Below are 23,107 nucleotides of genomic sequence, written 5' to 3'. Positions count from 1 at the left end.
TGACGATAAAGTGACTTAATTATAAGCCATGAATCGGTCAATGGAAAGTCCGGAGTTGGGAAAATCATCCTTCTGTGACTGCGGCGGTGGCGCCGCCCGTATTCCTCTGGTATAGTGTGCCCCAAGAATACCGGGAAAAAGGAGAGGGACCATGGCGGATACGTTCGACGAACTTCTGGCAAAGGGGATCAGTCTCGCTGAGGCGGGCGACTACACGGGTGCCGCCGCGCAGTTCAGGGAGTGCGTGGAGCGCGAACCCGATAATGCCGAAGGGTACTTTTACCTTGGAGAAGCATTGAGCGAGGAGGGGAAGCTCCAGGACGCCCTCAAGGAATACGAGAAGGGGCTGAAGCTTGCTCCCGATGACCTCGACGCCCTCACCGCTGTGGGAGACATCAAGTTCGAGCTGGGGCAGTACAAGGAGGCCCTGGCGGCCTACCAGCGGGTGGTGGCGCTCGACCCTGACAACTCCGATGCCCATGTGAACATCGGCCTTGTTTACAATAGCCTGGAGCGGACCCAGAAGGCGATCAAGGCCTTCGAGAAGGCCCTTGAGATAGACCCGGCCAACGTCTTTGCCTACAACGGCCTTGGCGATGCCTGGTATGGCCTCGACGAGCACGAGAAAGCCATCGCCGCCTTCCAGAAGGGGATCGAACTGGACCCGGACGACGCCGCGGCCCACTTCAACCTGGGTGAGCTTTACTATGACCTTGGCGAGCACGATGAGGCCGAGCATGAGTGCCTGGAGGCCGTGCGGCTCGACCCCGCCTTCAGCATGTCGTATCTCACCCTTGGCAGCCTCTATATGGATAACGAGCGGGTCAAGGACGCCATCAGGTACCTGGAACTCTATCTCAGGCACGAGAAGTCTCCCCAGGCCAAGGAAACCGTTGCCGAGGTGCAGGCAGTGCTCGAAGGACTCAGGGCGGAAGTGGACTCGACTAATGGCTGAAGTGCGGTACCATTGTCTCTAACGAAGATTATTTCCCGGAAGGAGGGATGATCCATGTCCGAAGACAAGAACAACACGCTGATGGTTGGCTCGCTGATGCTCATTGCCGGTGGAATTCTCGGGGCCGGGGCCGCGCTGCTCTTTGCTCCCCAGTCAGGAAAGAAGACCCGCCGCGATATCAAGAAGATCGCGCGCCGGGCGCGGAGCGAAGCCGAGGAGATGGTGGAGGACTTCACCGACAAGGTCACCGACGTGGTGGATAACCTGAACGACAAGACCCAGGATATCCTGGCCCGGGGCAAAGAGATTTCCCAAGACGTGAAAAAGGACCTGATCAAGGCCTTCGAGGAAGGGAAGGATCGACTGGAGAAGGAAAAGTCGCGGCTTGCCAGGATGCTGGGGTAGAGTTGCCGCGACAGGTCTGACGGGAAAGGCGGGGTGCTCACTCCGCCTTTCGTTTTTTGTGACGCTCTGACGAGGTGATTGCGGAGGGTGCCATGAAGGAGCACACATCCAACGGAGGGGAGGCACGGCTCAAACGGATAGTTTCGGCGGATCGCGACGCCCTTCCCCCTGACGGCGGGCCCGGGTTCAACAGGCTCGTGTTCGCCTCGAGCCCCTATCTTCTCCAGCATGCCGACAATCCCGTGGCGTGGTACGAGTGGGGGGACGAGGCCTTTGCCCGCGCCCGGGCAGAGGACAAACCGGTCTTTCTCTCCATCGGCTACGCCACCTGCCACTGGTGCCATGTGATGGCCCACGAGTCCTTCGGGGACCATGAGGTGGCAGCGGTGCTGAACCGGGACTTCGTGGCCATCAAGGTGGACCGGGAGGAACGGCCCGACATCGACGACACCTACATGCGGGTGGCCCAGCTCATGAACGGCAGCGGCGGCTGGCCCCTCACCGTCTGCATGACCCCCGACCGGGAACCCTTTTTTGTCGCCACGTACATCCCCAAACATTCACGGGGAGGGATGCCGGGGCTCGTGGAAATCCTCGGTCGCATCGCCGAGGTCTGGAAAACGCGCCGGGAACTGGTGCACCAGAACTGCACCGCCATCCTCGACAGCCTCCGGAACCTGTCCGTTGCGAAGCCCGGAGAGATACCCGGCGCTGAGCCGCTCCGGGCTGCCCGGAGCCAGTTGGCCGGCATGTTCGACCCGGTCAATGCCGGTTTCGGCCAGGCGCCTAAATTCCCCATGCCCCTCAACCTCTCGTTTCTCCTCCGCTATGGTCGGCGATTCGGCGATCCCGGGGCCACCGTCATGGTCGTGGCAACCCTGGAGGCGTTGCGCCGGGGCGGGATCTTTGATCAGCTCGGCTTCGGCCTTCACCGCTACAGTGTCGACAGCCGCTGGCTCGTCCCCCACTTCGAGAAGATGCTCTACGACCAGGCCCTGGTAGCCATGGCGGCAGTGGAGGCGTTTCAGGCCACGGGGCAGGAATCCTTGCGGGAGATGGCGGAGCAACTCTGCGATTTTGTTCTTCGCGAGTTGGCTGCGCCGGAAGGGGGTTTCTATTCGGCCCTCGATGCGGACACCGAGGGAGAGGAGGGGCGGTACTACCTCTGGACCCCCGCCCAGGTACGGTCTGTCCTTGGCGAAACGGAGGGGGAGCTCTTCTGCCGCCTGTTCGACGTGACCGGGAAGGGGAATTTCGAGGGGGCGAACATTCTCAATCTGCCGGTCCTGCTCCATGAGTTCGCGCAGCGGGAGGGAATGTCTCCCGAAAATCTCGAGGAGAAGGTTGAAGGGTGGCGGTTACTGCTGCTGGCGGAGCGGGCGAAAAGGGAGCGCCCCTTCAGGGACGAAAAGATCGTGACCGCCTGGAACGGGCTCATGATCGCGGCCCTGGCGCGGCTCTTCCTTGCCGGGGGCGGGGAGCGGTTCCTCGTGGCGGCGGAGGCCGCGCTTGTTCGTATCCTTCGGGATCTGCGCCGGGCCGACGGACGGCTCCTCAGGAGCATCCACCGGGGGGAAGGGGAGGTGCCGGCCTTCCTTGAAGACTACGCTGCCCTTCTTCACGGGCTCCTGGCCCTCCATGACGCGACCCTGGATCCACGGTACCGGGAAGAGGCCTGCTCCCTGGCCCGTGACATGCTCCGGCTCTTTTCCGGCGAAGACAGGGGGCTCTACGACACGGGAAACGATGCCGAGACGGTCCTCATGCGGAGCCGGGTGGACTATGACGGCGTCATGCCGTCGGGGAACGGCCTGGCGGCAACCGGGCTCGTCCGGCTCGGCAGAATGGCCGACGAGGAGCGCTTCGTCGAGGCGGGAGAGGAAATCATCCGTGCCTTCATGGCCGGAGCCGGGCGTCAGCCTGTCGCCCATCTCCAGACCCTCATGGCCCTTGACCTCCTCCGGGGGCCGCAGGTGGAGGTTGCCATAAGCGGCGGATCTCGTGGCAAGGTTCAGGGTATGCTCGCTGAGATCGGAAAAAGATTCATTCCGGGCTTTGTCCTGAGAGGGGAGCCGGACCAGGGTCGGCGGGCGACAGCCCAGGTCTGCGCTGCCGGCGCCTGCCACATCCCCGTCGAATCCCCTGCCGCACTGGGGGGGATTCTCGATCGGGTCCTGGACGAGGGCTATCCTCCACCTCAGCAAAAACCGTGACTCCTCCGCTCTGTTTGTGATAATAACCTCCCCTCGACGTCATACATCCAGGTGAACCAATGTCCGAAAAAAAGCAGATCGCCCGGGCCGCCGGTGTGTTGGGCCTTGCCACGATCCTGTCGCGCATCATGGGAATGGTGCGCGATATGGTGGTTTCGCGCCTCTTCGGGGCCGGCCTTGCCACCGACGCCTTCTTTGCCGCGTTCCAGATACCGAACATGCTCCGCCGTTTCTTCGCCGAGGGAGCCCTCACCTCCGCCTTTGTCCCCACGTTCTCCGAATGGCTCACCCAGAAGGGTGAGGAGGAGGCGCGGGAACTGGCCAACGCCTGTTTCACTCTCCTCACCATTGTCATGGCGGCGGTGACCCTGGCCGGGATTATCCTTTCGCCGGCCATTGTCTCCCTCATGTTCCCCGGCTTCAGGGTGGAACCCGCCAAGTTCGAGCTGACCGTGTTCCTGAACCGGCTCATGTTCCCCTATATCTTCTTCGTGAGCCTCGTGGCCCTCTGCATGGGGATACTCAATACCGTCCGGCACTTTTTCACCCCGGCCATATCCACGGTCTTCCTCAATATCTCCATGATTCTCTGCGCGTGGCTTCTCCACGACCGCTTCCAGGTCCCCATCACGGCCCTGGCAATCGGCGTCATCATCGGGGGTTTTCTCCAGTTGGCGCTGCAGCTCCCGACCCTCTGGCGCAAGGGGTTCCCCATCCGCCCCCGCTTCAACCCGGGGCACCCGGCGGTGCGCAAGATCGCTCTTCTCATGGGGCCCTCGGTCTTCGGCGTCGGCGTCTACTACCTGAATATCACCGTCGGCAACATCCTTGCCTCCCTCCTTCCCCAGGGGAGCGTTTCCTATCTCTACTATGCCCAGCGTCTCTTCGAGTTCCCTCAAGGGATTTTTACCGTGTCCGTGGCCCAGGCAGTCCTTCCTTCCATGAGCCGCCAGGCAGCCGCGGGGGAGATTGACCAGCTCAAGGAGTCCCTCTCTTTTGGAGTACGGCTCACCCTCTTCGTCACCATTCCGGCCACCGCCGGGCTCATGGTCTGTGCGACCCCCATCTTCAGCCTCCTTTTCATGGGGGGGGAGTTCGATTACGCCAAGGCGTCAAGTTCGGCCGAGGCCCTTTGCTACTACTCCCTGGGGCTGTCTCTGGTGGCTCTGGTGCGGGTACTGGTTCCCGCCTTCTATGCCATGAAGGACACGAAGACGCCGGTAGCCATTGCCTTTGTCGCTTTTGTGCTCAATGTGGCCTTCAGCCTTCTCCTCATGGGGCCGTTGAAGCACGGAGGGCTCGCCCTCGCCTCATCCTTCTCCGCCCTGGGCAACATGGGACTTCTCCTCTGGTTCCTGCGGCGGAAGATCGGTCCCTTCGGCGGGCGGAGGATCGTCATCTCCGGTCTCAAGGCCTTCCTGGCCGCCATTCCCATGGCGCTTGTCGTCTTCTGGGGGATGAGGCTGACCGATTGGGCGGCACCGGGAGGGAAGATCGTCAAGGCTTGTGTGCTTCTGGGGTCGATTGGCGTGGGGGTGGCGATTTTTATGACGGTTGCACACGTGCTCCGGTGCGACGAGGCCCGTGAGGTGGTGAGCCAGGTCCGGAGGAGGTTGGGACGGTGATCGTTCCGTGTGCGGGGACGCTCTCCGGGGGGCGTGTCGCAAAGGCGGGATTACACGCAATTATGAACAGGGATAGTGTTGCCGCACAGCTGAAAAGGACTTGGCGGAGTGCTTCGGTTTACTAACGTGTCGAATTGTGGCCATAAAGGATAAAGTATATATAAATCAAATGGTTATAGTGTGATTAAAAAGTGGGCAAGAAGCGAAAACCATTCGATACTGTATCCGTTTATACAATTGTCAACACCGTTGTTCACAGGTTATCCACAGAAAGTGTGGAAAATCGGTTACAGCGTTGAAAAAACGTAACAAAGAGTTGCAGCAACCTTCTCATTCTCCCCCGTGTTCCATCCGTTTCGCTTCTTTCCAGAGAGCTTCCATCTCGGCCAGGGAGGCATCTTTCAGCGAGACGCCACGACCGTGGAGGGTTTCCTCGATGTGGCCGAAACGCCCCGTAAAGCGGGTGATGGTCTTGCGAAGCGCCTCCTCGGGGTCGATGGCAAGAAACCGCCCCAGATTCACGATGGCAAAGAGGAGATCCCCCAGTTCAGCCTCCATCCGTTCCTGGTCGCCGGCGAGCATGGTTTCCTCGAACTCGTGCAGTTCCTCCATGACTTTGGCAAAAACTTCATCCACGTGAGACCAGTCGAAGCCGACACGCGCGGCCTTCTCGGTTACCTTCTGAGCCTTCATGAGGGCCGGGAGGTGAGGGGGGACCCCTGACAGGGCTGACTTCCGCTCTTCTTTCTTTTCTTGCTGCTTGAGGCGCTCCCAGTTCTCCAACTGCTCCTGGCTGGTTTTTATGACCTGATCGCCGAAAACATGGGGGTGGCGGTTCACCAGTTTTTCAGCCAGCGTTTCAAGCACCTCCGCCATGGAGAACGCGCCACGCTCTTCAGCGACCACCGCGTGGAATACCGGTTGGAGGAGCAGATCGCCCAACTCCTCCCGGAGCATCGCCGCCGACCCCGCGTCAATCGCCTCAATCACCTCATAAGCCTCTTCCAAAAGATACCGTTTGAGGGACTCATGGGTCTGTTCCGCATCCCAGGGACATCCCCCTGGTCCCCTCAACCGGCGCATGATCTCCATAATCCTTTCAAATCCCGCACCCTCGTTTTTCATGGCGACTCTCTCCCGTCCGTGAAACGTAACGGGGCATCCGCCTGGATGCCCCGTTGATTGCTGAAATGTAAACCTCTTCTCTAAGCGCCCTTCAGGTATGATTCCAGAAATTCCCGCTTATAGTCTGTAAAACGTCCCTCTTCGATTGCACGGCGAATTTCCGCCATCATGTTCAGATAGAAGTGAACGTTGTGAATGCTTGCAAGGATAGCGGAGAGTACTTCATTGGCGTTGAAGAGATGATGGATGTATGCCCTGGTGAAGTTCCGGCAGGTGTAACAGGTGCAGTTCGGCTCGATGGGGTAGAAGTCGCGCCGGTATTTGCGGTTGGTGAGGCGAATCTTTCCCCGGTTTGTAAAGAGGGTGGCACTGCGTGCGTAACGGGTTGGGATAACACAGTCGAACATGTCCATCCCTCGCTCGACACTTTCGAGGATATCCTCGGGGAGTCCAACGCCCATGAGGTAGCGGGGCTTGTTTTCCGGCAGGTAGGGCGCTGTGTACTCCACCACTTTCTTTAGCAGATCCAGCCCCTCGCCGACGGAGACGCCGCCGATGGCGTAGCCGGGGAAATCCATCTGCACGAGTTCTTTGGCGCACATGGCGCGCAGATCCTCGAAGACGCTTCCCTGTACGATGCCGAACAGGGCCTGATCTTTCCGTGTCTGGGCTTTCTTGCACTGCTCTGCCCAGCGGAGGGTTTTTCGGGTCGATTTAGCCGCGTACTTGCGGTCGCAGGGGTAGGGAATGCACTCGTCGAAAGCCATGATTATGTCGGCGCCCAGGTCTTCCTGGATGGCGATGGCTCTGGCCGGGTCGAGAAAGACCTCCTCGCCGGAAACCTCATGCTTGAAGTAGGCGCCTTCCTCGGTTATCCGCTTGTTGGGGAGCGAGAAGACCTGGAACCCGCCGGAGTCGGTCAGGATAGGTCCGTCCCAGGCCATGAAGCTGTGGAGTCCGCCGGCTTTCGCCACCAGTTCCTCGCCAGGACGGAGATGAAGGTGATAGGTGTTGGAGAGGATGATCTGGGCGCCGGTCTCCTTCACCTGTACCGGTGTCATTGCCTTCATGGCTGCGTGGGTGCCCACCGGCATGAAGATAGGAGTTTCGATAGTGCCGTGCGGCGTTACCAATGTCCCCCGCCGGGCAGCGGTCTTCCTGTCCTTTTTATTGAGGGTAAATTTCATGTTGCCTTTTCTGAATAATTGGATTACAAAGCCCGAAGATTAATGGTTACTCAGTTGAGACCTGTTTTTATCTGCATGGTTGGCCAGCATTGTTAACAGAACAGGCACTAAAAAGCAACCGCGCTTTGGCAAATGGCCAATGCCGCGTTGTACCGTGAAATTCTCTGATTCGTTGCTGGGTTACGTACGAATAGACCATCCCGTCCCGGCCCTTTGAATGCAGATATCATGCTTTCTTCCCAGCAGCTCAGATCTCTGTAAGCCGTTCCAATCTCAGGCGGGAGAAGCATTCGCGTCCCCTTTAGAGCTACTTTTTTATTGCTTTTTCCTAAAACAGCGTTTAGTATACAGTATACAGAAAAAAATTAATAATTATTAACATTGTTCTGATGGTTCTCAATGTTGTGATTCACTATAAATCCTTGCAGGGGGGAACTATGGACAATTGTAAGGAATGGCGGGCGCCTCCGCAACCGGTTCAAAGGTTTTCTCCGTAAGGCCGCTTGAGTCTTTCGTTAAAGTTGAGATTTCAGGTGGCGATGTTTCGAATTCTAAACAACGAATACGCGCAAAGGGAAATCATTATGCAACTGTTCACAAGTACTGTTGGAAGAAAAGTTCTGATGGCGATCACCGGCCAGTTTCTGGTGCTGTTTATTATCGTCCATCTGCTTGGTAACTCCTCCATCTTCATTCCGGGCGGCATCAACGCATATGCCGAGCACCTCCACGCACTTCCCCCCCTGGTCTGGGGTTTTCGCCTTGTTATACTCTGTGTGGCGATCATCCATATTTTCTTCGGCGTCCAGTTGAGCCTTGAAAACCGTGCCGCCAACCCCGACACATACGCGGTCAAGAATCTCAAGGAGGCTACCCTGTCGAGCACAAGTATGCTCTACACCGGGCTTCTTCTGTTGGCATTCATTCTTTACCATCTCCTCCAATTCACTGTACGTGCTACTCCCGATATAAAGGTTGGAGTAGACGCTCTCGGTCGTGTCGATGTCTTTGGCATGGTGACCAACAGCTTCTCCCACGGCATCATCGCAGTTCTCTATATCGCCGCGATGGTGGTGCTGTTCCTTCATCTCTCCCACGGCATCCAGAGCTTCTTCCAGACGATGGGATGGAACAATCACAAATCTCGCCCGGTTTTCTCCACGATTGGTAAGGTCGCTGCGGTTGTGTTTCTCCTCGGCTATGCGTCCATTCCTTTTGTCATCGTTACCGGCATTCTGAAAGGTTAGGGGGTTCAAGTGATACTCGACGGAAAATGTCCGACTGGACCAATTGAGAAAACATGGGACAAGCACCGCTTCGACATGAAGCTGGTTAACCCCTCCAACAAGCGTAAGTACAAGATCCTTGTCGTTGGGACCGGCCTTGCCGGCGGCGCCGCTGCCGCGTCCCTCGGTGAACTCGGCTACAATGTCGAGGCTTTCTGCTACCAGGATAGCCCCCGCCGCGCCCACTCCATCGCTGCCCAAGGGGGGATCAACGCCGCCAAGAACTACCCGAACGACGGTGACAGCATCTACCGTCTCTTCTACGACACCATCAAGGGGGGCGACTTCCGTGCCCGCGAGGCCGACGTCTGGCGTCTGGCCCAGGTTTCCAACAACATCATCGACCAGTGCGTGGCCCAAGGTGTTCCCTTTGCCCGTGACTACGCCGGCTATCTGGACAACCGCTCCTTCGGCGGCGCCCAGGTTTCCCGTACGTTCTACGCCCGGGGGCAAACGGGGCAGCAGCTCCTGCTCGGCGCCTACTCGGCCCTTGCCCGCCAGATCAAGGCAGGGACCGTCAAGATGTTCCCCCGCACCGAGATGCTTGACCTGATCGTTGTTGACGGTGAGGCCAAGGGGATCACAGTCCGTGACCTGGTTACCGGCGAGATTCGTAGCCACGTGGGTGACGCGGTTGTGCTCTGCACCGGCGGCTACGTGAACGTCTTCTACCTCTCCACCAACGCCATGGGGTGCAGCGTTACCGCCGCCTGGAAGGCCCACCGGAAAGGCGCCTTCTTTGCCAACCCCTGCTACACACAGATTCACCCGACCTGTATTCCGCAGCATGGTGACAAGCAGTCCAAGCTGACTCTCATGTCAGAGTCGCTCCGTAACGACGGCCGTTGCTGGGCTCCCAAGAAGAAGGGCGACAAGCGCGCGCCGGGGGAGATTCCCGAGGAAGAGCGTGACTATTACCTCGAGCGGAAGTACCCGAGCTTCGGTAACCTGGCTCCCCGTGACATCGCCTCCCGCGCCGCTAAGGAGCAGTGCGACGACGATCGTGGCGTTGGACCGGGTGGTCGCGGTGTTTATCTTGACTTCGCCGCTTCCATCAAGCGCCTCGGTGAAGACACGATCCGCGAGCGGTACGGCAACCTCTTCGAGATGTACGAGAAGATCACCGACGAGAATGGCTACAAGGTGCCGATGCGTATCTACCCGGCACCCCACTATTCAATGGGTGGTCTCTGGGTTGACTACAACTGCGAGAGCAACGTTCCCGGTCTCTTCGTTCTGGGCGAGGCAAACTTCTCGGTTCACGGGGCGAACCGTCTTGGCGCCAGCGCCCTCATGCAGGGTCTTGCCGACGGTTACTTCGTCATTCCCTACACCATCGCCAACTATCTGGCCAAGACGGCTCCGGGCAAGGTCAAGGCCGATAACCCCGAGTGCAAGAAGTCGGTTGACGATGTAAATAACAACTTGAAGAAGCTCATGTCGATCAACGGGAAGAAGACTGTCAGCGAATTCCACCGCGAGCTGGGCAGGATCATGTGGGAGAACGTCGGCATGGCCCGCAGCGAGCAGAGCTGCAAGGAAGCCCTCAAGAAGATCCCCGCACTTCGTGAAGAATTCTGGAAGAACGTCAAGGTCAGCGGTTCTGGCGCCCAGTTCAACCAGGACCTGGAGAACGCCGGTCGCGTAGCTGACTTCCTTGAATTCGGGGAGCTTCTGACCCGCGACGCCCTCTACCGTAACGAGTCCTGTGGTGGTCACTTCCGGGTCGAGCACCAGATGCCTGACGGCGAAGCAAAGCGCGACGACGAAAACTTCTGCCACGCTGCTGCATGGGAGTTCAAAGGGGCTAATGCAGAGCCTGAACTCCACATCGAACCTCTGAAGTTTGAAAACGTCCATCTGGCGATAAGGAGCTACAAATAATGAGCCACGATAATACCATGAATCTTACTCTCCATGTTTGGCGCCAGAATGGCCCAAAAGATCCGGGAAAGTTCGAGGTCTACGAGGCCAAGAATGTCAGCCCTGATCAGTCGTTCCTTGAGATGCTCGACGAGGTGAACGAAGATCTCATCAAGGCGGGCAAGGACCCCATCGCCTTTGACCACGACTGCCGTGAAGGTATTTGCGGCATGTGCTCGCAGGTCATCAATGGCGCTCCCCACGGCGGTCAGGACCGCACCACCGTCTGCCAACTCCATATGCGGATGTTCAAAGATGGCGACACCATTTACATTGAGCCGTGGCGTGCCCGGGCATTCCCGATTGTGAAGGATCTGGTCGTCGACCGTGCTGCCCTTGATACGATCATCCAGGCTGGTGGCTACACCTCTGCCCATACCGGTGGCGTTGCCGACGGCAACGCTCTTCTAGTTCCCAAGGATATCGCTGACTACGCCATGGACGCTGCCGAGTGCATCGGTTGCGGGGCGTGCGTGGCAGGCTGCCCCAACGGTTCGGCCATGCTCTTTACCTCTGCCAAGGTTTCCCAACTGGCGGTCCTTCCCCAAGGCAAGGCCGAGGCGAAACGTCGTGTTCAGGAAATGACGGGCGCCCTTCAGGAGTGTGGCTTCGGCAACTGCACCAACCACTATGAGTGTCAGGCTGCCTGCCCGAAGGGTATCAATGTCAAATTCATCGCGACCTTGAATAGGGAATACCTGAAGTCCCTCTTCTAGCGATGCCCTGACTCATTATGAAGCCGTGCAATGGCACGGAGCGATGGGGCGGATTTAACGATCCGCCCCATTTTTTTTTGATAGGGGAGTAAGTATGACCATTGCAGTTCTGCGGATAACGATCCGTCTGGCCGAGGACATATCTGACCCGTATCTTTTGTTTCGCATTCGTGATGGATTTCAGAGATCGTTCCGGCGGGTGGTGGGTTGCGCGGAGGAGGAATGTGTTCTGTGCAACCGCCGTAATGAGTGCCCGTATCGAATCGTCTTTGCCCAAGCCCTGAGTTCAGATCCGGCGACGGTCAAGAGACATCAGAAACCCCCTCTTCCCTTTGCATTCTCATTTCCGGTAATTCCCAGTCAGCAGAAATCAGACACTCTGTTCGAGATCCGTCTTGCTCTCCTGGGAACGGCGACACGTTTCGTTACTGAGTTTCTGGATTCTCTTAAGCTTCTTTGCTCCAAACACGACCAGAGAGACGAATTGGCTGCTATCGTGGAGCGTGTCGAATCCCTAGGCTATCGTGGGGAGCCTTACCTTATTTATGCGGCAGATCACTCGGCCGGGTTTGCAGAATCCCTCACCCTCCTGACGTCCGAGGGGCTCTGTGACACGCGTTGGGTGGACGTTTCGGGCGACGTGACCCTCCGACTGCTCACGCCACTGAAGATTATGCAGGATGGCAGGCCGAGTCGTACCTTTTCTTTCCCCCTTTTGATGCGCACCCTCATACGACGAATTTCATCCCTTGCTTCCTATTACTGCGACGACGAGATTTTGGTGGACTTTAGGTGGTTGGCGTCCCTCTGTGAGACGGTTACCGTATCGGGCAGTTCGATTCAGTGGGTTGAATGGGGTGGGGGCAAACAGGGGAGAAAACTCGCCGGATTGACCGGAGAGGCGGTATTGAGCAGCGTGCCCGAGGAATTTATCCCGTTTTTGCTCTTAGGCGAGTTCCTTAATGTGGGTAAAGGCGCAGCGTTCGGCCTCGGTCGCTTCTCCATTGGTGCTAATTGCCCGTAATGCCTTGCAAATCAAGGAGTGTGTGTTACCACTTTACTGACATTGCAATGATATGATCTGCTGAAACTTGACCGAGAATCGAGTTTCGGCGTCAAGGAGTCACCCATGGGGCAGTCTGTCTGGAAACCACTGATATTGGTATTTGTACTCATTATTGTATTCAACTTTGTCTATGGATACTTCGCCCGGCAGACTGCCGAGGGTGGGGTTTCCATTTCGTATAGTCGTTTCAAGGATGAATTGGCCGCTGACAACATCAAGAAGATTAGCCTTAAGGGCAATTCGATCAGCGGAGAGTTCAGGAACAAGGTACCGCTGACCGATTCGGCTTCCGGAAAACCGGTTGTTCGGGACATCACCCAGTTTACTACAATAAAGCCAGCCATTGAGGACCCAAGCCTCATGGCCGATTTACAAAGCAAGAAGGTGGATGTTACTGCTGTTACAACTGAGGTCTCACCCCTCTTGAGCGGACTTCTCTATCTGCTCCCCTGGATTCTCATCATTGGTGTCTGGTGGCTCGCCATGAGGGGGATGCGGGGGCAGAGCCCCGGCGCGATGATGGGGGGATTTGCCAAGTCCGGGGCACAGATGTATACCCCGGGTGAAAAGAGCAGGGTGACGTTCGACGACGTGGCAGGCATGGAAAATGCCAAGTTGGAGTTGAGAGAGATTGTCGACTACTTGCGGGACCCGAAAAAGTTTCAGCAGATTGGGGGAAAGGTGCCGAAGGGGGTTCTGCTGGTCGGCCCTCCCGGAACAGGGAAGACGCTTCTTGCCCGGGCTGTTGCCGGAGAGGCGGGCGTGACGTTTCTCAGTATCACCGCATCTCAGTTCATTGAGATGTTTGTTGGCGTCGGGGCGGGGAGAGTGCGGGACCTCTTTGCCACGGCCAAGAAGTCGGCGCCGAGCATTATATTCATTGACGAGATTGATGCCGTTGGCCGGAGTCGCGGAGCCGGCCTCGGTGGAGGCCATGACGAGCGGGAGCAGACCCTGAATCAGCTTCTCTCGGAGATGGATGGCTTCGATCCCCATGATGAGGTCATCGTCATGGCGGCTACCAACCGCCCCGATGTCCTCGATGCAGCGTTGCTCCGTCCAGGCCGCTTCGACCGGCACGTGGTGATCGATCGGCCCGACTGGCGGGACCGGGAAAAGATACTCCAGGTCCATACCCGTAAGATTCCCATGGACAAAGATGTGTCCCTGGCGGTGATTGCCCGGGGGACGCCGGGGATGACCGGCGCGGACCTGGAGAACCTTGTGAACGAGGCAGCAATACTGGCGGCGCGGGAGAATTCCTCCACGGTTACCATGGAACACCTGGAAAGGGCCAAGGACAAGGTTCTCATGGGCGGGGAGCGGAAGATGTACATCACCGACCAGGAGAAGCGGATTACCGCTTACCACGAAGCGGGCCACACGCTGGTGGCCAAGCTGCTTCCCGGCACCGATCCGGTCCACAAGGTGACGATCATCCCGCGGGGGCAGGCTCTGGGGGTGACGCAGCAGCTTCCCGAGGACGACCGCTACCACTACTCGAAGACGTATCTCGTGAACCGGCTTTCCGTGGCCCTTGGAGGGAGGGTAGCAGAGCGGCTCGTCTTCGGCGATCTCTCGACGGGAGCCCAGAACGATCTCAAGATGGTGAACGATCTGGCGGAGAAGATGGTCTGTCAGTGGGGAATGAGCGACAAGATCGGCGCCATGACCTTCCGGCGCGGCGAGGAACATCCCTTTCTCGGGCGCAAGCTGGCGGAGGAGAAGACCTTTTCCGAGCAGATGGCGTGGCTCATTGATCAGGAAATCGCTGTCGTCATCAAGGAGGCCGAGGCCAAAGCCGAAGAGATCATCACTGGGAATCGGGACAAGCTCGATATCCTCGTAGAGGCCCTCATTGAGGAGGAAACCCTTGACGGAAAGCGGATCAATGGGTTGCTCGGTCTGGCGGAGCGTCAGTAAATTATGATGTAGCCGTGGTCCTGGGCGATTTTGGATATCTCCAGGGTGTCCCTGATCCGGTAGGTCTTTCCTTCCAGGGTGAAGATATAGCCGTTGTCGCCGTCGGGTACGGCACTCTCCATCAGGGTTTCGAAGAGGGCGGTCTTGATGGTTTCCATGGTAGGGGTGCTCCTTGACGGAAATTTTTTCGATGCACCGACTGAAACTGGCTCACGGGACTACCTGCCCGACTCTGTCAAGGTTTACTGTATATAATTGAGAGCCCCGTTGGCAACGCTTTTAACGGAAAAGAGGTACCAATGCATCATCGGCGAAAAAGCGGCATCCTCCTTCATCCCACATCTCTTCCCGGTCCGGGGGGGATTGGATCTCTCGGCAAAGAGTGCAGACACTTTATCGATTTCCTTGAAGCCGCCGGCCAGAGCCTCTGGCAGATTCTCCCCCTCGGTCCGGCCGCTTACGGCAACTCACCCTACTCATGCTATTCGGCCTTTGCGGGGAATCCGCTTCTTATTGATCTTGCTGCCCTTGTGGACGAGGGAGACCTGGATGAAAGCGCGCCGGTCCCCGTGTTCCCTGCGGAATACGTCGATTTCGCCCTGGCGGAAAATTACAGAATTCCCCTGCTGAAGGCGGCGGCCGCCCATTTTTACGCCTTTGGCGACCGTGAGCGGAAGGAGGAGTACTGGCATTTCTGCGACACAACCCCTTGGCTCCACGACTACGCCCTCTTCATGGCGCTCAAGGAGCATTTCGGGGGGAAGAGCTGGACCTCCTGGCCCAAGGAGATCGCCCGCAGGGAGCCGGCGGCCCTGGAGAAGTATTCGGTTCGGCTCGGTGTGGCCATTGGAGAGCAGAAGTACGCCCAGTGGCAATTTTACCGTCAATGGCGCCATATCAGGGAGTATGCCAACGGCAAGGGGATCGGCATTGTCGGTGACATCCCAATCTTTGTCGCCTTTGACTCGGCTGACGTCTGGAGCGCGCCCCATCTTTTCAAGCTGGACGAGAAGGGAAAGCCTACGGTCGTTGCCGGGGTCCCCCCCGACTACTTCAGTGAGACCGGTCAGCGGTGGGGCAACCCCCTCTACAACTGGGACGCCATGGCCGCCGAGGGATATCGCTGGTGGATCGAGCGGTTCCGCAGCTGTTTCGCCCTGTGCGACATGGTCCGAATCGACCACTTCCGGGGCTTCGAGGCATGCTGGGAGGTGCCGGCCAAGGAAAAAACCGCCGTCAACGGCCAATGGGTCAAGGGGCCGGGGGCTCCCCTTTTCGACGCCGTCATCGGTGCCCTGGGGCAACTCCCCATCATCGCCGAGGATTTGGGAGTGATCACGCCGGAAGTGGAGGAACTCAGGGACCGTTATCGTTTCCCCGGCATGAAAATCCTCCAGTTCGCCTTCGATTCCGGCCCGGGGAATCCTTATCTCCCCCACAACTACATCCCTGGCTGCGTAACCTACACCGGTACCCACGATAATGACACCACCGTCGGCTGGTTCAAAACACTTTCCCCTCACAACCGCAAGGGTGTCCTTGCCTACACGGGTACCTCCGGCAAGGAGATTCACTGGGAACTGGTACGGCTTGGCCTTGCGTCGGTAGCCGATCTGGCGATTTTCCCCCTTCAGGATATCCTCGGCCTCGATGGATCCGCCCGGATGAACCTTCCGGGAACCCCCCGCGGCAACTGGTCGTGGCGCTTCACTGCTGGGGCATTGGCGGAGAAGCATGCTGAACGGCTCCACGAATTGACGACGCTCTTTGGGAGAAAGCGGGGAGAATAGCTCTACTCCTGGTATAAATGTTCTTGACAGACGCGGTAGGTATTAACTACATTTTAAGCCACTGTATATAACAATAAAGGTGGGTTATATTTCTTAACCCCGGGAGAAGATGCATCAATGACCGATACGAAAATAAGCTTCGACACCCTCGCCCTGCACGCCGGCCAGGAACCCGACCCCACAACCCTTTCCCGGGCGGTTCCCATCTACCAGACCGCGTCTTACGCCTTCAAGAGTTCAGAGCATGCAGCCAACCTCTTCGGGCTCAAGGAGTTCGGCAACATCTATACTCGGCTCATGAATCCCACCAGTGACGTGCTGGAAAAGCGCCTTGCCGAACTGGACGGTGGGGTTGGAGCACTTGCCGTCGCCTCGGGCCAGGCGGCCATCACCTACGCCGTGCTCAATATTGCCCAGGCGGGGCAGAACATCGTCTCCACCAGCTATCTCTACGGGGGGACCTACAACCTCTTCCATTACACCCTCCCCAAACTGGGGATTACCGTGAAGTTCGTCGATACCTCCGACCCGGAGAACGTCCGGCGGGCCATCGATGACAAGACCCGCCTCGTCTACACCGAGTCGGTGGGGAACCCCAAGAACAACGTGGACGACTTCGAGGCCATTGCCCGCATCGCCCACGAAGCCGGCATCCCCTTCGTGGTCGACAATACCGTGACCACGTCATACCTGTTCAAGCCCCTGGAGCACGGTGCCGACATCGTTGTCTACTCCCTCACCAAGTTCATTGGCGGCCACGGCACGAGCATCGGCGGCGCAGTGGTGGACGGCGGGAAGTTCCCCTGGAATAACGGCCGGTTCCCCGAAATGACTGAGCCTGATCCCTCCTACCACGGCCTCTGCTACTGGGAAGCCCTCGGGAATCTCTCCTACATCCTCAAGATGAGGATCACGCTCCTGCGCGATATGGGAGCCTGCATCTCTCCGTTCAACTCTTTTCTCTTCCTGCAGGGGCTGGAAACCCTCCCGGTACGGATGGCCCGCCACGTGGAGAACGCCCGGGCGGTTGCCCAATGGCTCGAAAAGCATCCCCTTGTCTCCTGGGTGAATTATCCCGGCCTTGCGAGCCACAAAGACCACGGCAACGCCAGGAAGTACCTGCCGAAGGGGGAAGGCGCCATTATCGGCTTCGGCATCAACGGGGGGCTCGAGGCGGGAAGACGGTTCATCGACAGCGCGAAGCTGCTCTCCCACCTGGCGAACATCGGTGACGCCAAGTCGTTGGTGATCCACCCCGCCTCCACCACCCACCAGCAACTCTCCGAGGAGGAACAGCTGGCGAGCGGCGTCACCCAGGATTATATCCGCCTCTCCATCGGCATTGAGGAGGTGGCTGATATCATTGCCGACATCGACCAGGCATTGGCGGCGTCCCAAGGGTAACTCCATCCACCCTTTGGGGTGTTGAATTGGCCACCGGGAAAAGGGCGATCCTCAAAGATCGCCTTTTTTCATTTGCATCAACCGGGGGGCAGCGGTACACCACTATCATGAACTTTCTCGCTCACCTCCACCTGTCGGGCGACGACCCCGACATCCTCACCGGCAACATGATGGGAGACTTCGTCAAGGGACGCCTCGAAGGGCGTTTCCCCCCTCGCGTTACCCTAGGCCTGGAACTCCACCGCCGGATCGATTCCTTTGCCGCCGGGCATCCCGCCTTTCAGGCCAGCCGACGGCGGATCGAACCGCGTTTCGGCCTCTACCGCGGGGTGATGGTCGACCTCTTCTACGATCACTTCCTTGCTGCCAACTGGCGACAGTACTCGGCAGAACCCATCGAGGCATTCATCGCCCGCTCCGAGGCCGTGGTGCGGAGCCGTGCCGTGCACCTGCCCGAACGCCTGGTGCGGGTCGTCCCTGCTATCTTCGGCGAGTGGCTCCCCTCTTACGCCGAGCATGAGGGCATAGACCGGGTTCTCCGCCGGATGGCGGTGCGGGTCGGGAGACCGAACCCCCTGGCTGACGGCGCCGATGAGCTCCTGCGCTGCTATGACGGATTGCGGGATGATTTTCGCCGGTTTTATCCGGCGCTCATGACCTTTGCAGAAGAGTTCATCGGTAAGGTTGATCGGTAGAAGGATAAAAAAAGGGACACCACGCGATATCCGCGGATGTCCCTTGTAACGTTGAGAGTTTGGCCCAATCCCTAGCGTTTGTACCCTATGGCACGCAGGAAATCGCGTCGTTTCTGCCGGTCATCGTCCGACTCGACCCCTTTGGGAGGGAATCCGTCGATGACGCCGAGCACCCCTGACCCCTGGGCCGTTGAAGCGACTATCACCTGGAGAGGGTTGGCGGTTGCGCAGTAGATACTGCACACTTCGGGACAGTTCTTGATCTGGTTCAGGATGTTGATGGGATAGGCGTCGCGCAGCAGGATGCAGAAAACGTGGCCCGCTCCGATTGCCTGGAGGTTGCGCACGCAGGCCTGGGTCAATTCATCGTCGTTACCCTCGGTGCGGATGAGGCACGGCCCCGACGCTTCAGTAAAGGCGATGCCGAACCGCGCCAGGGAGACAGTGGTGGCGATAATCTCGTACAGGTCCTCGGCGGTCTTGATAAAGTGAGTTTGGCCGAGGATGAGGTTGCAGTCGTCGGGAATGTCGATTGCGATGGCGTTGATTTCAAGGCTCATGGGTCATTCCCCTCTGGTAGAGGGATAGACGGTTACTCTTTCTCGCCGGGCCAACTGTGCATGCAGTAAGGGCACTGCTCAACGTCGGTGGGGATGGTATCCCGCAGTTGCTCCTTCTCGCGCTGTACGGTGCACCTTTTCGACACGGGAAAGGTGTGGATGGTTTTTTCTTTCACGAAGTAGAGCATGCCAGTCTCCTCCTCTGTGGGATTCAATGCCGCTAACGGCCCGATAACTATAAACGCGCTTGGTGTTCCCTGTCAACCCGCGGGCATGACACCCGGCAAAGGGAAGCACGGAAAAAGCCTCGGAATTGCTTCCGGGGCTTTGGTTGTGCGGTACTTCGTCGAGGCTCTTTTTTCCAATCCGTCGGTGGAAATATCGCGGACCTTTCCGCCATGCTCCTTGCAGGGCCATGACGGATGGTATCCGTTCCGTTTCCCCTTTTTCAAGAGGTTTCACGCTCCTGGCGGATGGAATTCAGCACTGCGTATTCCGCGTCGCTTCACGAAGCACCGTAGCTGTCAAAGATCACTTCTTTCATAATCAGTATCACTACTGTCCGGTTAATAGTTGAATAAGTTCAGTTGGTTGCGCTCAGGATAATCAGCATTTCGCTTGAGAGCCTCCGCAACCAGCGATGAAATGGGCTTTTTCTCGAACAAGTTGACCTCCAGAATCTGTAGAAAAGTGTAGAGCGAACACGGAACCCCCAACTTCTTTTTCGTGATCGCCACCAGCAGATAGATGCACAAGGCAACCCATATCTGGCTCTTCACGGCATTGACTGACGTTCCGATGAACGACTTGATCCGCAGGTGCTGTTTGATCCATTTGAAAAACAGCTCCACCTGCCAGCGCTGCTTGTAAATCGCAGCCACCGTCGCTGCCGGAATCTCGAAGTTGTTCGTGAGAAATACGAGTCGCTTGTTCCGTTCTTTGTCAACATAGCTGACCCGGCGCAGTTTCTCCGGATACCCCTTTTTCGACTTCTGCGTCACCAGGGTGATAATCTGGTCTGCCCGTACACCTGATTCCTTGTCCTTCGGATGGGAATATAACCGCTGGCATTTCAGGTTGTCCTTTGCCCGAACTACGAAGAATGCTCCCTGCTTGTGGATGGAGTGGAGCCGGGCAAAATCGACATACCCTCTGTCCATCGTGTAAATGGCATCCTTTGCAACCGGCAGATGGTCCAGCATCCTGACATCGTGGACCTTGCCAGTGGTAATAGTGACCCAGGTTGGAATGGGACCACGCAGATCAATGAGCGTATGCATCTTGACCGCCGCCTTGGTTTTGCGGAACTCGGCCCATGGGAACAGCGTAAGGCACAGGTCGATAGTGGTCGAGTCAAAGGCGTAGAGCGGTTGCGTAAGCTCAACGGCGATGGCATCAGCCTGGTACAGCTGCTGAGCTATGCCGATCAGTACATGACCGAAGTCTTGGAAGATACGCCAGTCCCTGCGCTCGTTCGCGTCGGCAAGGGTCGTGCGGGAGACATCACCACGAAAGCCGATGTGGTACAGCTTCTCCTGGTGGGAGTTCAGGCAGGTCTCGATATCCCGCAAGCTCTCACGGCCAGCCATCTGGGCATAAGCCAGGCAGAGGAACTGGTCATAGGTCGAGAACTTCTTCTCCCGATACTCGCCACGGTGTCGGCGAACGCAGAGATTGAATTCGTACCGGGGCAGAAACTGCAGAAGTTGTTTGAAAACGGTCGGACCGGTGTGCATTGCTCCCCTCCTGTAAAGGGAGGAAGGCTACACCCAGAACGAATTCATGTCGAAAAAAGAACAATTGTGCCAAAGAGCAATAAAGTTCAACAAGTTACAGCTGTACAATCAAAGTTTACCGGACAGTAGTAAATCAGTATAGTAATCCTTGGGGGGAATGTCAAAGTAGTCCCCCTTGGAAATCGGCCACAGACGCGGCCTTTGAGTGGGTCAAAATCTATGGAATTTTCTACGATATCGTGAGGTTTCTTGCACCGGCAAGCTCTCCGCGGTAGGATGCAGAAACGTCTGAGACATATCGACGAGCCGATAGCCATTCTACCATGAGGTCACCATGACAACTCCCGAGCGCCGCTCGATCCTCTGCCCAAACTGCGGCAGGCTCATCAGTCGCGACGAGCCTTCTTGCCCCTGGTGCGGCACCTCCCATCCCGGTTCGTGGCTGAAGAACAACCCCCTCACCCGGAGCGTGGGGAGCGCCGACCAGCTCGTCACCATCATCATCACGGTTAACATGGTGATGTACCTCGTGTCGCTGCTGATCAGCAATCACTCTCCCGGCCACGGGGGACTCTTCTCTGCGCTCTCGCCCGATCAGGGGAGCCTCTTGGCCCTAGGGGCCACTGGCGTTGTCCCCATCGATCGCTACGGCCGTTTCTGGTCGCTCCTTTCCGCCAACTACCTCCATGGGGGGCCGCTCCACATCTTCTTCAACATGATGGCCCTGCGCCAGCTTCTGCCGCTGGTGGCCCAGGAGTACGGTACCTCGCGGATGCTCACCATCTATACCCTCGGAGGAGTTTGCGGCTACGTGCTGTCATACCTGGCGGGGGTCGGTTACACCATCGGCGCTTCAGCGGCCCTCTGCGGCCTCATTGGCTCCCTGCTTTACTACGGCAAGAGCCGGGGCGGGGTCTACGGGCAGGCGGTCTTCAAGGAAGTATGGGGTTGGGTGGTGGGGCTTTTCTTCTTTGGCCTCATCGTGCCAGGGATCAATAACTGGGGGCACGGCGGCGGCGTTGTGGGGGGGATCGTCCTGGGGTTCCTGCTTGGTTACCGGGAGCGGCGGGCTGAGAATCTCTTCCACAAGTTCCTGGCCGGAGGGTGCATCCTGGCGACGGCCGTAGCGCTGGCTCTGGGGCTCCTTTCGGCCTTTATCACGTTTGCGGGGAGATCTTTGCACTGAACCGCGCGTGTTCCTTACCCCCGTAGCTGTCTTCTGTCAATTCACTAACCGCCACTGCCGGGCATCGAGAAACTCCTCCAGTTCCCGGCGTCCGGCGGTGAAGTCTTCCAGTGACACGATTGCGTCCTCGGTCCATTCCCGCGTCTTGTAGTAGAGCTTGTCATAGTAGTTCCGGATGAGCCCTTCCATGAAGGGATCCAACTCCCACCGTTCCAGATACCCCGAAATCTCTTCGAACTTTTCTCCCCCCAGTTTCTTGCGGATGCGTTCCAGTGCCTCAGACATCCCCTGGCGATATTCGGGGAGTCCATATTCCCCGATGAGGCGCTCCACCCGTGTCTCTACCGATGCATTGCACCAGACCTTCACACTCTCCCGCATGACATCGTAGAGGTTGCCCGGCAGATTGATCCTGCCGATCCGCTTGCTTTCTCCCTCCAGGAGGATCGGTCTGTCGGTCGGGAGTTTCCGGAAGGCATCCCAGAGAAGCGTCTCAAACCGTTTCTGGGAGAGGTTCTGGGAGAGCCCCAGGGAGCCGAAGGCCGAGCCCCGGTGGCAGGCAAGTCCTTCCAGGTCGATAACGGAGTGGCCCGCCTCGGCCAGTTGGAGGAGAAAGGTGGTCTTGCCGACGCCTGTCATGCCGTGGAGAACCACAAGGGGGGCAGGTGGGTGGAAGGACTCGAAATACTCCGTCACCATGGCGCGGAACGCCTTGTAGCCTCCCACGAGTTGGACGGCGTCGAAGCCGGTGAGGTCGAGGATTGCGGTAATGGTCTTGCTCCTCAGCCCACCGCGCCAGCAGTAGACGAGGATGGGACGTCCCGCGGCGGCCGCGGCGATTTTCTCCACCATGGCCGGGAAGCGGTGCGCGGTCAGCTCCAGCCCGCGGCGTCTGGCCTCCAGGGGGCCGGTCTGCTTGTAGAGGGTGCCAATTTCCACCCGCTCTTCGTCGGTGAGAAGCGGCACGTTGATGGCGCCGGGGATGTGATCCTCCTCGAATTCGAGGGGGGTCCGAGCATCGACCACCAGATGGGTGTCGAGGAGTGATTCATGGAATGAAATGGTTCTGGTCACGGAAATCTCCTTGTAAAGCGGGTTATTATACGGGGGAAGGCGGAGCTTTGGCAAGGGGCGGAGTGCCCGTAGTACGGAAGATGGGGCGGTACGCCCCCGGATGAAGGTTCTTTACTGTCGGGAGAGGAGCCGGCCTCCGTCTTCGAACCGGAAAAACCTGATCACATCCTTGGGGAGGGAGAGAGGCGGAATAGGCGGGAAACGTTGATTATTCCTTGCCTTAGTCCCGGTTAACATG

The 23,107-nt window shown here is 58.1% G+C and carries 20 protein-coding genes; 13 read left to right on the top strand and 7 right to left on the bottom strand.

All coding sequences use genetic code 11. The features are described 5' to 3' along the window. Positions 1–151: 151 nt before the first annotated feature. The 4 genes from GMET_RS12100 (at position 152) to murJ (ending at position 5,198) form a co-directional block, all read left to right on the top strand. Positions 152–955 carry a tetratricopeptide repeat protein gene (locus GMET_RS12100; RefSeq protein ID WP_004512497.1) on the top strand — a complete coding sequence of 268 codons (804 nt, stop codon included), beginning with the start codon at positions 152–154 and terminating at the stop codon, positions 953–955. A gap of 54 nt (positions 956–1,009) precedes the next feature. Continuing rightward, on the top strand, positions 1,010–1,360 hold the full coding sequence (locus GMET_RS12095) for a YtxH domain-containing protein (protein ID WP_004512498.1): 351 nt from the start codon (positions 1,010–1,012) through the stop codon (positions 1,358–1,360). 92 nt (positions 1,361–1,452) lie between these two features. After that, positions 1,453–3,573 (top strand): thioredoxin domain-containing protein, encoded by a 2,121-nt coding sequence (locus GMET_RS12090; RefSeq protein ID WP_004512499.1) that lies wholly within the window; start codon positions 1,453–1,455, stop codon positions 3,571–3,573. Between the two features lie 59 nt (positions 3,574–3,632). Continuing rightward, a complete protein-coding gene (murJ, locus tag GMET_RS12085; protein WP_004512500.1) occupies positions 3,633–5,198 on the top strand; it encodes a murein biosynthesis integral membrane protein MurJ in 1,566 nt (521 codons plus the stop codon). A gap of 330 nt (positions 5,199–5,528) precedes the next feature. On the opposite strand, the gene mazG is transcribed toward murJ, so the two are convergent. Next, entirely contained in the window at positions 5,529–6,323 is a 795-nt protein-coding gene (mazG, locus tag GMET_RS12080) for a nucleoside triphosphate pyrophosphohydrolase (protein ID WP_004512501.1), read from the bottom strand. A gap of 80 nt (positions 6,324–6,403) precedes the next feature. Continuing rightward, positions 6,404–7,510, bottom strand: a complete 1,107-nt coding sequence (tgt, locus tag GMET_RS12075) for a tRNA guanosine(34) transglycosylase Tgt (protein WP_004512502.1) — start codon at positions 7,508–7,510, stop codon at positions 6,404–6,406. A gap of 584 nt (positions 7,511–8,094) precedes the next feature. Between tgt and GMET_RS12070 the strand changes: the two genes are divergently transcribed. The 5 genes from GMET_RS12070 (at position 8,095) to ftsH (ending at position 14,424) form a co-directional block, all read left to right on the top strand. Then, complete coding sequence (locus GMET_RS12070) at positions 8,095–8,757, top strand: succinate dehydrogenase cytochrome b subunit (protein WP_011366047.1); 663 nt, start codon at positions 8,095–8,097, stop codon at positions 8,755–8,757. A gap of 9 nt (positions 8,758–8,766) precedes the next feature. Further along, on the top strand, positions 8,767–10,680 hold the full coding sequence (locus GMET_RS12065) for a fumarate reductase/succinate dehydrogenase flavoprotein subunit (protein WP_004512504.1): 1,914 nt from the start codon (positions 8,767–8,769) through the stop codon (positions 10,678–10,680). 17 nt (positions 10,681–10,697) lie between these two features. Beyond that, positions 10,698–11,435 carry a succinate dehydrogenase/fumarate reductase iron-sulfur subunit gene (locus GMET_RS12060; protein ID WP_035468608.1) on the top strand — a complete coding sequence of 246 codons (738 nt, stop codon included), beginning with the start codon at positions 10,698–10,700 and terminating at the stop codon, positions 11,433–11,435. Positions 11,436–11,529: 94 nt separating this feature from the next. Beyond that, positions 11,530–12,459, top strand: coding sequence for a CRISPR system precrRNA processing endoribonuclease RAMP protein Cas6 (cas6, locus tag GMET_RS12055; RefSeq protein WP_011366046.1), 930 nt, complete (start codon positions 11,530–11,532; stop codon positions 12,457–12,459). Positions 12,460–12,564: 105 nt separating this feature from the next. Next, positions 12,565–14,424 (top strand): ATP-dependent zinc metalloprotease FtsH, encoded by a 1,860-nt coding sequence (gene ftsH / locus GMET_RS12050; protein ID WP_004514765.1) that lies wholly within the window; start codon positions 12,565–12,567, stop codon positions 14,422–14,424. Here the strand turns inward: ftsH and GMET_RS18605 are convergent. Further along, positions 14,418–14,582: a hypothetical protein gene (locus GMET_RS18605; protein ID WP_004514766.1), complete on the bottom strand. Its 165-nt coding sequence runs from the start codon at positions 14,580–14,582 to the stop codon at positions 14,418–14,420. The two genes, ftsH and GMET_RS18605, sit on opposite strands and share 7 nt — an antisense overlap. A gap of 141 nt (positions 14,583–14,723) precedes the next feature. Here GMET_RS18605 and malQ point away from each other — a divergent pair, with 141 nt between their 5' ends. From malQ to GMET_RS12035, 3 genes are all read left to right on the top strand, one after another. Further along, on the top strand, positions 14,724–16,214 hold the full coding sequence (malQ, locus tag GMET_RS12045) for a 4-alpha-glucanotransferase (RefSeq protein ID WP_004514767.1): 1,491 nt from the start codon (positions 14,724–14,726) through the stop codon (positions 16,212–16,214). 117 nt (positions 16,215–16,331) lie between these two features. Next, positions 16,332–17,618, top strand: coding sequence for a homocysteine synthase (locus tag GMET_RS12040; RefSeq protein ID WP_004514768.1), 1,287 nt, complete (start codon positions 16,332–16,334; stop codon positions 17,616–17,618). 107 nt (positions 17,619–17,725) lie between these two features. Further along, positions 17,726–18,313, top strand: coding sequence for an ACP phosphodiesterase (locus GMET_RS12035; protein ID WP_004514769.1), 588 nt, complete (start codon positions 17,726–17,728; stop codon positions 18,311–18,313). A gap of 71 nt (positions 18,314–18,384) precedes the next feature. Here the strand turns inward: GMET_RS12035 and GMET_RS12030 are convergent, their stop codons facing one another. The 3 genes from GMET_RS12030 to GMET_RS12025 all read right to left on the bottom strand — a co-directional run bounded on the left by GMET_RS12030 (position 18,385) and on the right by GMET_RS12025 (position 20,609). After that, positions 18,385–18,873: an adenosine-specific kinase gene (locus tag GMET_RS12030; protein ID WP_004514770.1), complete on the bottom strand. Its 489-nt coding sequence runs from the start codon at positions 18,871–18,873 to the stop codon at positions 18,385–18,387. Positions 18,874–18,905: 32 nt separating this feature from the next. Then, positions 18,906–19,061 carry a hypothetical protein gene (locus GMET_RS18850; protein ID WP_004514771.1) on the bottom strand — a complete coding sequence of 52 codons (156 nt, stop codon included), beginning with the start codon at positions 19,059–19,061 and terminating at the stop codon, positions 18,906–18,908. Between the two features lie 378 nt (positions 19,062–19,439). Continuing rightward, on the bottom strand, positions 19,440–20,609 hold the full coding sequence (locus tag GMET_RS12025) for an IS4-like element ISGme2 family transposase (protein WP_004514806.1): 1,170 nt from the start codon (positions 20,607–20,609) through the stop codon (positions 19,440–19,442). Positions 20,610–20,943: 334 nt separating this feature from the next. Between GMET_RS12025 and GMET_RS12020 the strand changes: the two genes are divergently transcribed. After that, a complete protein-coding gene (locus GMET_RS12020) occupies positions 20,944–21,795 on the top strand; it encodes a rhomboid family intramembrane serine protease (RefSeq protein ID WP_004514756.1) in 852 nt (283 codons plus the stop codon). A 36-nt stretch (positions 21,796–21,831) separates the two neighbouring features. On the opposite strand, the gene mnmH is transcribed toward GMET_RS12020, so the two are convergent. Continuing rightward, on the bottom strand, positions 21,832–22,869 hold the full coding sequence (mnmH, locus tag GMET_RS12015; protein ID WP_004514757.1) for a tRNA 2-selenouridine(34) synthase MnmH: 1,038 nt from the start codon (positions 22,867–22,869) through the stop codon (positions 21,832–21,834). Positions 22,870–23,107 lie beyond the last annotated feature (238 nt).

The sequence above is a fragment of the Geobacter metallireducens GS-15 genome (genome assembly GCF_000012925.1).
GTDB lineage: Bacteria > Desulfobacterota > Desulfuromonadia > Geobacterales > Geobacteraceae > Geobacter > Geobacter metallireducens.
Note: the sequence above shows the minus strand (reverse complement) of the source record. Positions and strands in the feature narration are given on the sequence as shown.